This window comes from Exiguobacterium sp. R-17 (assembly GCF_049913315.1).
Lineage (GTDB): Bacteria > Bacillota > Bacilli > Exiguobacteriales > Exiguobacteriaceae > Exiguobacterium_A.
In genome coordinates, this window is record NZ_CP184372.1 from 836,218 (window position 1) to 851,468 (window position 15,251).

Below are 15,251 nucleotides of genomic sequence, written 5' to 3' on the forward strand. Positions count from 1 at the left end.
ATAATGGAAAAAGGGGGAGATGATATGCGCAAGGTTAGGGTCTGGGTTGGACTTTTGACAGTAGTGTTCTATCTCGTCGTATCGACGATGATGTATGTCAGTGTCCGACCAGAAGCCTTGTCCGCAGAACCATTCTCGATTGCAGAAGAAGACATCCGGTCGCCATTGACGATGGAGGATCGGGTCGCGACGAATCAAATCAAGGAAAATGCGATTGCTGCAATCGAGAGTCAGTATACGATCAAACAAGAGTATGCAGCACAGCAAATTGATAAAGTCGAACAACTTTTTGCTAGTTTATCCGGCATTAAAAAAGCAGACGAGATCAGTAAAATCAAACAGCGTTTGCGTGGGACAGAAGCGGCAACTCTTTTAAAGGACGACGAACTACGTTTACTTGTAGCTTCAACGACAGCGCTTCGAGACACGACACGGGATGTCGTCATTACAGCAATCGAAGAAGCGATGCGTCAGCGCATCTCGTCTGATGGCGGCGAAGTGGCTGAAGCACGTGAAAATGCCCGAACTGATATCGAACGTTCACCGCTTTCTTTCTCGCTAAAGGCGATTGCCAAAGCGTTGACCGATCAACTGATCGTGACGAACTACGTCTATGATCCGGAAAAGACGGAACAGCTTCGTAAACAAACAAGTGATAAAGTGGAACCGGTCATCATCTCGGAAGGGGAAGTGATCGTGAAGCGAGGCGAAGTGATTTCGCAAGATGCTTACCGCCAGCTACAACTCGTCGGCTTGATTTCTGACCGTCAGTCGTTGAAACCGTTACTTGGAGCGATGCTTGTCAGTGCATTGATGACTGCTTTCCTATTCGGCTTCATTCATCGCTCGAAACTACGGTATGCACAGATGGGGCGGATCCGGTTGTTTGGGCTTGTCTACCTCGTCGTCAGCTTACAATTGCTTGTCATGTATGGCATGGCGTTTTTAGCAAACGATATCAATCCTGCACTTTACTTACTCACACCGACCGCTTTTGTTGCGCTTGTTCTGCGCAATTTATTAAACGAACGGATTGCATTGTCAAGTTCACTCTTCACGGCACTTGCCGGAACATTCTTCTATAGTACGAATCAAAACTTCAGCTTCAATATCGCGATCTATTTATTAGTCGGTGGTTTAGTCGCAACGTTTTTCCTACAGTCTAGTTTGTCACGTCGTCGTATTTTCATGAGCAGTATTTCGATTGCCGGAGCAAACATCGCGATTTTCTTTGCGTTCGTTCTATTACGTAGTGGCACATTCGAATTACGTGAAACATTGACTTTAGTCGGTTTTGCGATTGCTAGTGGGATCTTGAGTGCCATTCTTGCGATTGGGTTATTGCCGTTCCTCGAAATGACATTTGGTATCTTAGCACCGACGCGTCTGCTCGAACTGTTGAACCCGACGCATCCCTTGTTGAAGAAACTCTTGGTCGAAGCGCCAGGAACGTATCATCATAGCATGATGGTCGCGAACCTAGCAGAAACAGCCTGTGAAGCAATCGGTGCAGATGGGTTGCTTGCGCGAGTCGGTGCCTACTATCATGATTTAGGAAAAACACGACGACCACTTTATTTCATTGAAAACCAGCATGGACGCAATCCGCATGATCGATTGACGCCGGAAGAGTCGGCACGTGTCATCTTGGCACATACAGAGGATGGTGTTGAATTGCTCGAAAAAGCAAAACTCCCGGCAGCGATCATCGATATTTGTCGCCAGCATCATGGAACATCGTTGCTCCGATATTTTTATGTCAAGGCAGCAGAACAAGGTGAAGTCGATGAGGATACGTTCCGTTATACAGGACCTAAACCACAAACGCGTGAAGCGGCGGTCATCATGATCGTCGACTCGATTGAAGCGGCTGTTCGTTCAATGAAAGCTCCTTCGGAAGAAGGAATTCGGGACCTAGTCGCGAAAATCATTCGTGAAAAGATGATGGACGACCAATTTGCGGAATGTGACATCACGACACGCGAGATTTATCGCGTTGGTGAAAGTGCATGTCATACCTTATCCGGTTTGTTCCATGAACGAATCGAGTATCCAGAATTAAAGAAAGAGGCAACGAAATGAACATTTATATGACAGACGAAAATAATCGTCTAACGGAAGAGCAACGACAGCTTGTCGAATCGATTTTGATTTACACGGCGGAACAAGAAGAAGTCGATCCGAACAGTGAGTTGTCCGTGACTTTCGTCTCAAACGATGAAATTCAAGAGATTAATCGTGAATGGCGTGGGAAAGATCAGGCGACAGACGTCATTTCCTTCGCGATGGAAGAACTCGGAGAAGATGAAATCGATTTTGGATTATTGGAAGATGAACCAGTCGTCCTCGGTGATTTGATCATTTCCGTGGAACGATGTCGCGAACAGGCGGCTGAATATGGCAATCATTTCGAGCGTGAACTCGGTTTTCTCGCCGTCCATGGTTTCCTCCACTTACTCGGATATGATCACATTGAAAAGGCAGATGAGGAAATCATGACGAAGCGACAGGAGGAAATCCTGCATCACTTCGAGTTATTCCGGGGCACATTGTGAAAAGCTGGTGGCAACCATTTCGACATGCGATGCATGGGTTGCGCCAATCGATTCGAGAAGAACGGCATATGAAAGTTCATGTCATCATTGGCGGCATCGTATTACTTGTCGCCTTTTTATTACCGTTGACATCTGTCGAGCGAGCGATTCTTTTTCTAACGGTCGGGATCGTCATAAGTGCCGAGATGTTCAATACAGCGTTTGAGCGCGTCGTGGATCTCGTGACGCAGGAGTGGCATCCACTGGCAAAAGCAGTCAAAGATATCGCGAGTGGTGCTGTTTTAGTGTTGGCGCTTACATCTGTTGCGATTGCGCTATGCATCTTCATCCCATATTTGGTACAATAAGAATCCGGCCTTTTTGGCCAATACCGTTCCTAAAAAGGGGATACTCACATGAAAACAGAACAATTACTCGAACAAGCTAAACGTGCACGCGAAAAAGCGTATGTTCCATATTCAAAATTCCAAGTCGGTGCTGCTCTCTTAACGAAAGACGGACAAGTCTTCCATGGCTGCAATATTGAAAACGCAGCGTATGGTCTTTGTAACTGTGCAGAACGGACAGCTATCTTCTCTGCGTGGGCACAAGATGCGCGCGAATATGCAGCGATGGCTGTCGTTGCGGACACAGAAGGACCGGTCGCACCATGCGGACAATGCCGCCAAGTGTTATCAGAGATGTGTGATGCGGATATGCCAATCTATTTGACGAACCTTAAAGGGGATGTCACAGAAACAACAGTGGGTGCCCTCTTACCGGGAGCATTCACGAAAGGAGATTTACATGTTTAAAGAAGGATTCAAATCGGGCTTTGTCTCGATCATCGGACGCCCGAACGTCGGAAAATCGACATTCCTCAACCGTGTCATCGGACAAAAAATTGCCATCATGTCTGATAAACCACAAACGACGCGTAATAAGATTCAAGGTGTCTACACGACAGAAGATGTTCAGACGATTTTCATCGATACACCTGGGATCCATAAACCAAAACATAAACTCGGCGATTTCATGATGAAGGTCGCGACGAACGCATTGCGTGAAGTCGATGCGATCTTGTTCATGGTCAACGTGACGGAACCAAAAGGAAAAGGTGACGACTTCATTATTGAAAAATTGAAGGAACTCGATACACCAATCATTCTCGTCATGAATAAAGTCGATTTGATTCATCCGAATGATATTCCACCGATCATCGAGTCGTACAAAAATGAACTCGAGTTCGCGGCAGTCGTTCCGATTTCGGCGCTACAAGGGAATAACGTCGGGCCGTTACTTGAAGAAATCGCAAAAATTCTACCAGAAGGACCGATGTATTACCCAGCGGATCAAGTCACTGACCACCCAGAGCGCTTCATCATCTCAGAGATGATTCGTGAAAAAGTCTTGCAAAAGACACGCGATGAAGTACCTCACTCGATTGCCGTCGCGATTGATCAAATCAAGACGCGTGAGAATGGAAATATGGTGGATGTCCATGCGACGATCTTGATCGAGCGCGATTCCCAAAAAGGAATCATCATCGGTAAACGCGGAGCACTTCTAAAAGAAATCGGCTCTGAAGCACGAACGGACATCGAGATGTTACTCGGGACGAAAGTTTACCTGAACTTGTGGGTCAAAGTCCAAAAGGATTGGCGCAACAAGGCCGGTCAATTGCGTGAACTCGGCTTCCGCGATGATGAGTATTAAGCGATGATCGATAAGGCGGAAGGGCTTGTATTACGAACGGTCGTATATGGTGAATCGAATAAGATCGTTACGCTACTGACACGTGAATACGGCAAGCTCGCCGTCATGGCGCGAGGAGCGAAGAAGCCGGGTAGCCGTTTTAACGCGGCTAGTCAGCCTTTCGTCCGAGCTGTTTATATCTATCCACGTTCACGGGGTCTCGGTCAGTTAAAATCAGCAGACGTCATTACAAGTCATGCGCATATTCGGCAAGATGTCGTGTTGATGGCCTATGCGATGTATCTATTGGAGCTTGCGGATAAAGCGCTTGATGAACGGGTGCCGCAACCGGCGCTGTACGATTTATTCGTCGAAGGACTAGAGGCGATGGATGAAGGACTAGATCCTGACGTCGTCTCTTTCATCATCGAATTGCGTCTGTTGCGTCATCTAGGCATTGCTCCACATTTGAATGGTTGTACGATTTGCGGAAGTGCTGAAGCGCCATTCGCTTTTTCGTTACACCACGGCGGTCTACTCTGTCGCCGGCATCGCCATGAGGATGAACATGCTGTCTATATGTCAGAGGCAGTTGCGAAGATGCTCTATGTGTTTTCCGTCTATGATTTCTCACGGATTGGTACCGTGACGGTAAAGCCAGAAACGAAGCATCTATTGCGTCAAATCATGGATGCTTATATGGAACGCTACAGCGGGTTACGTCTGCGTTCAAAACGTGTCCTCGACCAGTTGATTGATTTCGGCAACGATTGACAGCAACAAGCGGGTTCGGTAGAATGAATGCGGAAGAAGTAACTAAATGAACACGATGACGAAAAGGAGTACCGTCTTTTTTCTCAATCAAGCGATTCCAGGGTGGTGTGAGCTGGGAGTGAGAGGGGCGCGAACGGCGTTTCGGAGTGTTTTTTTGTCAAAAAGAGTGGCATGCGATGCATGCAAGTAGGGTGGAACCGCGGGCTCGTCTCGTCCCTATGTGCAACGATTGTTGTACATAGGGGCGTTTTTTGCGTTCCTTAATCATTTCGGAGGTGAAAGTCGTGAAGATGACAGTACAAGACATGATCTTGACATTACAAAAATTTTGGGCAGAACAAGGCTGCTTGACGATGCAAGCATACGACGTAGAAAAAGGAGCCGGTACGATGAATCCGATGACGTTTTTACGGAGTCTCGGACCGGAACCGTGGAACGTTTGTTATACAGAACCATCACGCCGTCCGGCTGATGGTCGTTATGGAGAAAACCCGAACCGTCTGTATCAACACCATCAATTCCAAGTCATCATGAAACCATCACCTGACAACATTCAGGAATTGTACTTACAAAGTCTCGAGTTGCTCGGGATCAATCCACTCGAACATGACATCCGTTTCGTAGAGGATAACTGGGAGAACCCAACGTTCGGTGCTGCTGGTCTCGGCTGGGAAGTATGGCTAAATGGAATGGAAATTACACAATTCACGTACTTCCAACAAGTCGGTGGAATCGAGTGTAATCCAATCGCAGTAGAGATCACTTACGGAATCGAGCGTCTCGCTTCTTACATCCAAGATGTCGAGAGCGTCTTTGATCTCGTTTGGACAGATGGGTTCAAATACGGTGATATCTTCTATCAACCGGAATTCGAACATTCGAAGTATACATTTGAAACATCAGATGTCGCTTTACTCTTTACATTATTCGATCAATATGAAAAAGAAGCGAATCGTGCCTTGGATGAGAATCTCGTTTTCCCAGCATATGATTACATCTTGAAATGTTCGCATACCTTTAACCTTCTCGACGCGAAGGGGGCGATTTCCGTCACGGAACGCACAGGATTCATCCATCGTGTACGGAACATGTCGCGCCGTTGTGCGCAAGGTTTCATCGAAGAACGGGAACGTCTTGGCTTCCCATTGATCAAGTCGAAAGCAGGTGAGTCACATGCATGAATTATTACTTGAAATCGGTTTAGAAGAAATGCCGGCTCGATTCGTCCTTCAATCCGAAACACAACTCAAGGAACGCGTGACGCGTTTCCTTGAAGAAGCACGGATTGAGTTCACAAGCGTCGAATCCTTCTCGACACCACGCCGTCTTGCAGTATATGTCAAGGGTCTCGCAGCACGTCAAAGCGACCTCGAAGAGACATTAAAAGGACCCGCAAAACGGATCGCGATGGACGAAGCAGGGAACTGGACGAAAGCTGCAGAAGGATTCGCGCGTGGTAAAGGACTCACGACGGACGATCTCTTCCTTGGGGAAGAAAAGGGAGTCGAATACCTCTATGCGACGCGTAAGGAAACTGGACAAGCGACAGCCGATCTACTTCCTGGATTAAAACAAGTCGTTGAAGCGATGACGTTCCCGAAAAACATGCGTTGGAGCACACAATCGTTACGCTACATGCGTCCGATTCGCTGGTTAATTGCTCTTCTTGACGATCAAGTCATCCCGTTTGAAGTCGCATCCGTCGAAACAGGTCGAACGTCTCGTGGGCATCGCTTCCTTGGGCAAGACATCACGATTCTTCGTCCGAATGCCTATGTCGAAGCGCTCGCAGGAGAGCACGTCATCGTCAGCTATGAAGCTCGTCGTCAATTAATCGAAGAACAAATCACGGCGCTTGAGGCGCGTGAACAATTCGAAGTACCGATCGATGCGTCTTTACTTGAAGAAGTCACGAATCTCGTCGAATATCCGACAGCCTTGTTCGGTGCATTCGATGAAGCGTATCTTGAGTTACCGGAAGAAGTCTTGATCACGACGATGAAAGAACATCAACGGTACTTCCCAGTCAAACGTGACGGTGCGTTGCTCCACTATTTCGTGACAGTACGAAACGGGAACGCAACCCATCTTGAAAACGTTGCTCGAGGAAACGAAAAAGTCATTCGTGCCCGTTTAGCAGATGCTCAGTTCTTCTATGAAGAAGATAAAAAAGCAGACATTGATGAACAGGCGAAACGTCTTGATAAAATCGTCTTCCATGAAAAATTAGGAACGACTGGTGAAAAAGTCCGTCGCGTACGTCAAATGGCACTCGCACTTGCTGACCGTGTCGGCGCAGACAAAACACGTGTCGAACGTGCGGGTCAAATCTATAAATTCGACCTCGTCAGTCAGATGGTCTACGAATTCACGGAATTACAAGGTCTGATGGGTGAACGTTATGCGAACATGAAAAACGAGGATCCGGAAGTCGCTGCTGCGATTCGCGAACATTACATGCCACGCTTCGCGGGTGATGCAAGTCCGGAGACACCGACAGGGACACTCTACGCGATCCTCGATAAGATGGACAGTGTCGCTGGATTCTTCGGTGTCGGCATGATTCCAAGTGGATCGGCGGATCCGTATGCATTGCGTCGTCAAGCACAAGGGATCGTGCAAATCTTATCGGATCGTAAGTTGAATCTGACATTGACTGAACTGATTGCCTTCGTCGTGTCTGAACAGGTAGCAGCAGGTCTTTATACGAAGGATGCCGAAGAAGTCCAAGCCGCATTACAAGATTTCTTTGCGCAACGCTTGAAATACCGTCTATCGGAAATGAACTTCCGTCATGATGTCGTCGAAGCTGCACTTGATCATACATTAACGGTCGAAGCGAATGAACAGCGTGCTGCGATGCTTGAAAGTGCGACGAAAAAAGAATCGTTCAAGAAAACGGTCGAACAATTAAGCCGTGTCTTGAACATCTCGAAAAAAGCAGAAAGTGTCACAACTGTTAATCCAGCGCTCTTTGAAAATGATGCGGAACGTGCGTTGCATGAGGCGATTGAGAAAGCCTTACCAGAGGTCGATCAAGCCATCGCGTCACTTGACTATGCACGAGCACTTGAGGCACTTGAGGCAACCGTTCCATCGATCACAGCCTACTTTGACGGTACGATGATCATGACGGATGACGAAACGGTCCGTACGAACCGTCTTAGCGAAATGAAACGATTTGCAGAAGCAATCGAATCAGTCGCTCGGTTCAATGCACTCACTTTAGCGTAAAGAAAAAGGACGGATGAGCCGATGAAGTTAAATGAACGGCAAAAAAAGATACTCCAAATCGTCAAAGAGAATGGTCCGATCACGGGAGAGCAGATTGCTGCAGCGCTCTCCCTGACACGAGCGACGTTACGACCTGATTTGTCGATTTTAACGATGACCGGCATGTTAGAAGCGCGCCCACGTGTCGGCTATATGTATGTCGGAAAGAAAAATGCTTCCATGCTTCATGAGAAACTGGACACCTTGACCGTCGGCGAATTCATGTCATCAGCAAAGGTCATTCATGAAGGGATGACTGTGTATGATGCAATCGTCCATTTATTCCTAGAAGATGTCGGTTCGTTGTTTGTCGTCAGCAAGGACTATGCGTTGGTCGGTGTGCTATCACGTAAGGATTTTCTACGTGCGGCAATTGGTAATCAAGAATTAGACTCGTTACCGGTCAATATCATCATGACACGAATGCCAAATTTGACAGTCTGTGAAAAATCGGAAACGTTAATTGGTGCCGGCATGAAACTGATCGAAAAACAGATTGATTCGATGCCAGTCGTTGAAGAAGAGAATGGGGTCTTGAAAGTCGTCGGTCGAATGACGAAAACGAACATGACGAAAGTGCTGGTCGCTTTAGCACGTGATGAAGAAATTTAAGGAGGGCTCCTGATGCGTCAACGGATTTATGTCGTGAGTGATTCTGTCGGAGAGACGTGTGAACTCGTCGTCCGCGCAGCTGCTATTCAGTTCCCGGAACAAGCCATCGAAACGGTCCGCATTCCGTTCGTCGATGATGATCAAGTCATTTATGACTTGGTTCTTCATGCGAAAGAAGAACAAGCGACGATCGCTTTTACGATCGTTCATGCGACGCATCGTCGTCTGCTTGCAGACACAGCGCGTGCCCACGGTGTAAAGGCGATTGATCTACTTGGTCCATTGCTTGACACGATGGAAGATCGTTTGCAGATGCAACCGAAGGAAGAACCTGGATTAATCTATCGCTTAGATGAGGAGTATTTCCGGAAAATCGAAGCGGTCGAATTTGCTGTTAAGTATGACGATGGACGTGATCCAAAAGGAATTAAACGCGCCGATATCGTTTTGATCGGTGTGTCGCGTACATCTAAAACGCCGCTCTCGCAGTATTTAGCCTTAAAGCGATATAAAGTAGCAAATGTACCACTCGTACCCGAATCGATTCCACCGGCAGAGCTATTCGATATTCCAAAAGAAAAATGTTTTGGACTACTCATCTCACCGGAAAAGTTGATCGATATCCGAATGGAACGATTGCGTTCATTAGGACTCAAACCTGAAGCAGCCTATGCGCAGATGGACCGAATCAATCGGGAACTTGAATACGCACGAAATTTATATGAACGAATCGGATGCCAAATTATTGATGTGACGAATAAAGCAGTCGAAGAGACGGCGAATTTGATTTTGACCGGAATTTCCGGGAAAGCGCATGACTAGTCAAGCAGTCAGGAACATAGTATACTTGTTTAGCTGATAAATGAGATAATGCCCTTTTTCTAATGAAACGGAACGAGTCATCGTTCCGTTTCATTGCGGGTATGGTCATGTAAGGATAAGTTCTCAAGGAAAGGGGAGAGGACGGAATGAAGCGAATTCCTGATGAAATCGTCGATCAGGTCCGCCAAGCAACGGACATCGTCGAATTGATTTCAGAACGTGTAGAATTAAAAAAACAAGGGAATCGATATTCAGGGCTTTGCCCGTTTCATTCTGAGAAATCACCTTCCTTTTCTGTTTCTCCTGATAAAGGAATGTACTACTGTTTTGGATGTGGTGCAGGAGGAAATGCAATCACTTTCGTCATGGAAACAGAAGGAATGAGTTTCAAGGAAGCCGTTTCGAAATTAGCCGACCGAAGCGACGTCACACTTCCAGAGCTAGAACCAGACCGATTCGAGCAGTCGGAATCGACGCCTGAACAGGAAAAGAAGTTCCGCATGCGCGAAGCGCATCGAATCGTCACCGAGCTCTATCACGAGGTGCTGATTCAAACGGAAGCAGGCGACGCCGGAAGAATCTATTTAGAAAATCGCGGTATACGCGAGGGGGCGATGCGTGAGTTTCGACTCGGGTATGCACCGGATCAAGATCGTTTTACAGTGGATTCCTTGGCACGACGTGGGTTTGATTTAGATGAGATGGTCGAAGCGGGATTGATTTCAATCGGACGTGATGGTGATTATCGAGATCGATTCAACGGTCGGGTCGTGTTCCCTATTTCCGATCGTGATGGCACGATCGTCGGATTTAGTGGCCGTTCGATTGACGGTCGTGACCCAAAGTATGTTAATACAGCGGAAACCCCTTTGTTCAATAAAAGTGAACTGTTATTTGGATTTGCTCAAGCACGAGGGGCGATGCGTAAAATCAAACAAGTCGTCCTTGTTGAGGGAAATCTTGATGTTGTGCGTGTTGCTCAAGCGGGTATACCTTATACGGTAGCCTCTTTAGGAACAGCGTTAACGCCTGTTCATGCTCAAAACCTGGCACGCATCGTCGATGAAGTCATTGTTTGTTATGACGGAGACAAAGCAGGACGCGCTGCGACGCTAAAAGCCTTACAGTTGCTTGAGGCCGTTGCCGTCGACTGTTCCGTCATCCGCTTACCGGATGGCGAAGACCCTGACTCCTTTATTGGGAATCAGGGAGAAGAGACGTTTTTACACTGGATCGAACAGAAACGGGTTTCAAGTCTTGAATTCAAATCTTTTTATTTTCGACAAGGAAAAAACTTGCGATTAGAAGGAGAACGCGTTCGATATATTGAAACTATGCTTGAAGAGATTGGTCGAACATCCAATCCGTTGTTACGGGACATCTATTTAGGAAAACTTTCTGAGGAATTTAAACTCTCGAAAGATTCCTTGATCGCACAAGTGCGTCCAACCGTCCAACAACCGAAAAGAGAACAAATCGTTTCCGATCGCCCGACCGCTGTACCGACAGCACCTCCTGATCGAACGTTCGCGAACTGGAAAAAGGCAGAACGCTTCTTGCTTGCCTACATGATCCGTTCCGAAGAAGTATGTCTAGAAGTGCGTGAGCAGCTGGGTGTCCAATTCAATGATCCGGCACATCAATTGATTGCCGGCAAGTTATATGAATTTTATGGGACAGGTACGCAAGGAAGTCCAGATCGTTTTTTGACGATGCTCCATGATGCGTCCCTGCAACGAATCGTAGTGGATCTAGAGTTCATGCTGATGCCTGAATATGATCCTGACTTACTCAGTCATTACATTCGTGCCGTCCAGAACGAACAGCAACGTCGATTGCTCGAAGAAGAAAAATCACGATTGAATCAACAAACAGATATCCGTGCCCAAGCGGAACTGATGCAGGCGATCATTGAACGAAAGCGTCGTTTGAAAGATCGATGACCTGCTGCATGATGTGGAAGGAGTGTATGGTTCGATGGCAGAAAAAGCAAGATCAGAAGCTGAATTACTCCGTCTCGCGAAAGAGGAACTCATCGCGCTCGGACATAAGAATGGTGAATTGTCGCACCAGAAAATCGAAGACAAACTGAGTTCGTTCGAATCAATGGATGCTCAGCAATTCGAGGAATTCCTTCAGTTGCTCGAAACAGAAGGTATCAAGGTTAACAATGACGGTACAGGAGATGAAAAGGAAGAGGCAGATTTGAACGATTTGTCTGTTCCACCCGGCGTTAAGATCAATGACCCTGTCCGGATGTATCTAAAAGAAATCGGACGCGTGGATTTGTTGAATGCAGAAGACGAAGTTGAACTCGCGAAACGAATCGAACAAAACGATGAGGAAGCGAAAAAACGTCTAGCGGAAGCAAATTTACGTCTCGTCGTTTCGATCGCTAAACGGTATGTCGGACGCGGTATGTTGTTCCTTGATTTGATTCAAGAAGGTAACATGGGTCTGATCAAGGCGGTCGAGAAATTCGACTATACGAAGGGATATAAATTCTCGACGTATGCAACGTGGTGGATTCGTCAAGCGATCACACGTGCGATTGCCGACCAAGCACGGACGATCCGGATTCCGGTTCATATGGTTGAGACGATCAATAAATTGATTCGTGTCCAACGTCAACTTTTGCAAGATCTCGGACGCGAACCTTCACCGGAAGAGATTTCGAAAGAGATGGAAATCACGCCGGAAAAAGTTCGTGAAATCCTGAAAATTGCGCAAGAGCCGGTTTCTCTTGAGACACCGATCGGGGAAGAAGACGATTCACACCTCGGTGATTTCATCGAGGATCAAGATGCGACAGCACCACAGGATGCTGCTGCATATGAACTCTTAAAAGAGCAACTCGAAGATGTGTTAGATACACTCACGGATCGTGAAGAAAACGTCCTTCGTCTTCGCTTTGGACTTGATGATGGTCGGACTCGAACACTCGAAGAAGTCGGCAAGGTGTTTGGCGTCACGCGTGAGCGGATTCGTCAAATCGAAGCAAAAGCACTTCGGAAACTTCGTCATCCAAGTCGTTCAAAACGCTTGAAAGACTTCCTCGATTAATTCAAAGTGTGAAGAATATATGAAATTTTAGTGGGAAGGAAGAAAAAAGTTTCGTTTTTTTCTTCCTTCCCTGTTTTTTTTACAGTAGAATAGTAACGGGGAATACCATTCAGTCACCAACTTGGTTGGGTATAGAATATGGGGGGAATCCAAATGCGTAATCCATTAGTACCGTTTGCGGCGATCGCAGTCATCGCCATCATCGCAATGATTTCATTGTCTTACTTTGGGGTCGATCAGGTGAAGGAAGCTCGCAAAGGGCCGTCAACTGCAGAAATGAAGCCAGAAGACTTGTTTGCATCTAAAGGATGTACAGGATGTCACGGTGGAAACTTAGAAGGCGGCGTTGGTCCGAACTTAACAAAGATCGGCGCGAAGCTGAAAGAAGATGAAATCAAGAACATCGCAATGAACGGTAAAGGGCAAATGCCTGGCGGTCTTGCGAATGACGAAGAAGCAGCTGTTTTAGCTAAATGGTTAGCTGCTAAGAAATAAGAACAAGAGCATCTATCTCGTTACGAGATGGATGTTTTTTTATGGGCGGATGGTTTCTTTTTTACTGTAAATCCGCTATTTTAAAAGAGAGTTTTTCGGAAAATAGGAAGGATGAAGAAGATGCAAATGAACGTCGTATTGGATCAACGACTCCAAAAAGTCGTGTCGTATATTCCACAAGGAGCCATCCTTGCAGATATTGGTTCGGATCATGCATTCGTACCGTGTTTTTGTATCCAACAAAATAAAATCGAACGCGCCATCGCGGGGGAAGTGAATGAAGGACCGATGGAAGCCGCAAAAGGACAAGTGGCACTTGTAGGACTCGAGTCCCAAATTGATGTCCGTCTTGGGAGTGGTCTATCGGTATTGAAACCGGGAGAAGCGACAGCGATCACGATCGCGGGAATGGGTGGAACATTGATTGCCTCAATCCTTGAAGAAGGGAAAGATCGATTGTCGGGAGAAGAACGTTTGATTCTACAACCGAATGTCGATGCAGTCGATGTCCGAAACTGGTTACTCGCACATTCGTATGCTTTATTGTCAGAAGCCATCGTCGAGGAGAATGGGAAGATTTATGAAATCCTTGTCGCGGAACGTGGCGAAGAAACCTTATATTCGGAAGATGAAACAACACGACAATGGGAACTCTTCTTTGGTCCGCAGTTGATGCGAGAGCGAGCGCCAGAATTCATTGCAAAGTGGCAAATGGAAAAACAAAAACGTCAGTATATTTTGGAGCAGATGAAACAAGGACAAACTACGGAAATCTTATCTGAAAAAATCATAGCGATCGAACGATTGATTCAAAAGATGGAAGAGGTGACAAGCTGATGGCGAATGGGAATTATGTCATTGAGCAGTTTGAAGCATTCGCTCCGAAAAAATTCGCGCTCGAGGGTGATCCGATCGGTTTGCATATTGGAACGTTGAACAAGGACGTAAAACGTGTGCTCGTGACACTTGATGTCTTGGAGTCTGTCGTTGATGAAGCGATTGAAAAAAAGGTTGATCTCATCATCGCGCATCATCCACCGATTTTTAGCAAGTTAGCGAATGTGACGGATCGTTCCGCAACAGAACGCATCGTCACAAAATGTATCAAGCACGATATTGCGGTGTACGCTGCGCATACGAACCTTGATGTGACACCAGGAGGGGTCAATGATTGGATGGCAGAGGCAATCGGTCTTGAGTCATGTGAAGTTCTCACCCCCACATTTGAAAATACGCGCTACAAGTTGAGCGTTTTTGTACCGACAGAAGATGCAGAGCGTGTCTCGACAGCACTTGCGAAAGCAGGAGCCGGGCAAGAAGGGGATTATAGTGACTGCCAGTTTCATGTCAATGGAACTGGGCAATTCCGACCGTCGCCTGAGGCTACGCCATATATCGGTGAAGCGAATCAACTCGAGCGGGTTTCTGAAGTCCGAATTGAGACGATCGTGACGGAATTGAATCAGAAACAAGTCATTCGAGCGATGAAGCAGGCACATCCTTACGAAGAGGTAGCCTATGATCTCATAAAGCAGGAACGTCCGGCAGCGCCACTTGGTCTCGGGCGAATCGGTCGATTGCCGAAACCCATGACGTTGCGAGCATTTGCAGAGCACGTTCGGACGGTGTTTGGTGTTCAAAACTTACGTTTCGTTGGAGACGAATCACGGGAGATCAATAAAGTTGCTGTTCTCGGTGGCGATGGGAATAAATATGTCTCGACAGCAGCTTTTGCCGGAGCCGATGTTCTTGTCACGGGTGATCTCTATTTTCATGTCGCCCATGATGCGATGGCACTTGGACTAGCGGTCGTTGATCCCGGACATCATGTAGAGTCGGTCATGAAAGAAGGCGTCGTCAACGAATTGAAGCGCCGATTCGATCAGAAAAAAATCGACGTTGAACTACTAATTTCAACAGCGAATACGAATCCGTTTCAGTTTTTGTGAGGCAACGAATCGAGTACGCTAAGGGTATCTTTTG

The 15,251-nt window shown here is 46.8% G+C and carries 15 protein-coding genes; all 15 read left to right on the top strand.

From position 1 onward, the window contains the following. The first annotated feature begins 24 nt into the window (after positions 1 to 24). The 15 genes from ACN9MT_RS04325 (at position 25) to ACN9MT_RS04395 (ending at position 15,217) form a co-directional block, all read left to right on the top strand. Positions 25 to 2,082, top strand: a complete 2,058-nt coding sequence (locus ACN9MT_RS04325) for an HD family phosphohydrolase (RefSeq protein WP_052019073.1) — start codon at positions 25 to 27, stop codon at positions 2,080 to 2,082. Continuing rightward, positions 2,079 to 2,555, top strand: coding sequence for an rRNA maturation RNase YbeY (ybeY, locus tag ACN9MT_RS04330; RefSeq protein ID WP_056060122.1), 477 nt, complete (start codon positions 2,079 to 2,081; stop codon positions 2,553 to 2,555). Before ACN9MT_RS04325 ends, ybeY begins: the two co-directional genes overlap by 4 nt. Continuing rightward, a complete protein-coding gene (locus tag ACN9MT_RS04335) occupies positions 2,552 to 2,902 on the top strand; it encodes a diacylglycerol kinase family protein (protein ID WP_035409213.1) in 351 nt (116 codons plus the stop codon). The genes ybeY and ACN9MT_RS04335 overlap by 4 nt, the downstream gene beginning before the upstream one ends. A 48-nt stretch (positions 2,903 to 2,950) precedes the next feature. Then, entirely contained in the window at positions 2,951 to 3,349 is a 399-nt protein-coding gene (locus ACN9MT_RS04340; protein WP_023467498.1) for a cytidine deaminase, read from the top strand. Further along, complete coding sequence (gene era / locus ACN9MT_RS04345; protein ID WP_023467500.1) at positions 3,342 to 4,250, top strand: GTPase Era; 909 nt, start codon at positions 3,342 to 3,344, stop codon at positions 4,248 to 4,250. Before ACN9MT_RS04340 ends, era begins: the two co-directional genes overlap by 8 nt. A 3-nt stretch (positions 4,251 to 4,253) precedes the next feature. Beyond that, complete coding sequence (gene recO, locus ACN9MT_RS04350; RefSeq protein ID WP_426272838.1) at positions 4,254 to 5,003, top strand: DNA repair protein RecO; 750 nt, start codon at positions 4,254 to 4,256, stop codon at positions 5,001 to 5,003. Positions 5,004 to 5,293: 290 nt separating this feature from the next. Beyond that, positions 5,294 to 6,184 carry a glycine--tRNA ligase subunit alpha gene (gene glyQ / locus ACN9MT_RS04355; RefSeq protein ID WP_426273458.1) on the top strand — a complete coding sequence of 297 codons (891 nt, stop codon included), beginning with the start codon at positions 5,294 to 5,296 and terminating at the stop codon, positions 6,182 to 6,184. Beyond that, positions 6,177 to 8,237, top strand: coding sequence for a glycine--tRNA ligase subunit beta (gene glyS, locus ACN9MT_RS04360; RefSeq protein WP_426272839.1), 2,061 nt, complete (start codon positions 6,177 to 6,179; stop codon positions 8,235 to 8,237). The genes glyQ and glyS overlap by 8 nt, the downstream gene beginning before the upstream one ends. A 21-nt stretch (positions 8,238 to 8,258) precedes the next feature. Further along, on the top strand, positions 8,259 to 8,888 hold the full coding sequence (locus tag ACN9MT_RS04365; RefSeq protein WP_426272840.1) for a helix-turn-helix transcriptional regulator: 630 nt from the start codon (positions 8,259 to 8,261) through the stop codon (positions 8,886 to 8,888). 12 nt (positions 8,889 to 8,900) lie between these two features. Next, positions 8,901 to 9,710, top strand: a complete 810-nt coding sequence (locus ACN9MT_RS04370) for a pyruvate, water dikinase regulatory protein (protein WP_035409206.1) — start codon at positions 8,901 to 8,903, stop codon at positions 9,708 to 9,710. Positions 9,711 to 9,856: 146 nt separating this feature from the next. Continuing rightward, positions 9,857 to 11,653: a DNA primase gene (dnaG, locus tag ACN9MT_RS04375; RefSeq protein WP_056060131.1), complete on the top strand. Its 1,797-nt coding sequence runs from the start codon at positions 9,857 to 9,859 to the stop codon at positions 11,651 to 11,653. Positions 11,654 to 11,687: 34 nt separating this feature from the next. Next, the gene (gene rpoD, locus ACN9MT_RS04380) at positions 11,688 to 12,773 is read left to right on the top strand and encodes an RNA polymerase sigma factor RpoD (protein WP_023467512.1); all 1,086 of its coding nucleotides are present in this window, start codon (positions 11,688 to 11,690) and stop codon (positions 12,771 to 12,773) included. A 153-nt stretch (positions 12,774 to 12,926) separates the two neighbouring features. Further along, positions 12,927 to 13,268 carry a cytochrome c550 gene (gene cccA, locus ACN9MT_RS04385; RefSeq protein WP_035409203.1) on the top strand — a complete coding sequence of 114 codons (342 nt, stop codon included), beginning with the start codon at positions 12,927 to 12,929 and terminating at the stop codon, positions 13,266 to 13,268. Positions 13,269 to 13,388: 120 nt separating this feature from the next. Further along, on the top strand, positions 13,389 to 14,105 hold the full coding sequence (locus tag ACN9MT_RS04390; RefSeq protein ID WP_056060136.1) for a tRNA (adenine(22)-N(1))-methyltransferase: 717 nt from the start codon (positions 13,389 to 13,391) through the stop codon (positions 14,103 to 14,105). After that, positions 14,105 to 15,217 carry a Nif3-like dinuclear metal center hexameric protein gene (locus ACN9MT_RS04395; RefSeq protein WP_426272841.1) on the top strand — a complete coding sequence of 371 codons (1,113 nt, stop codon included), beginning with the start codon at positions 14,105 to 14,107 and terminating at the stop codon, positions 15,215 to 15,217. Before ACN9MT_RS04390 ends, ACN9MT_RS04395 begins: the two co-directional genes overlap by 1 nt. The last annotated feature ends 34 nt before the right edge of the window (positions 15,218 to 15,251 follow it).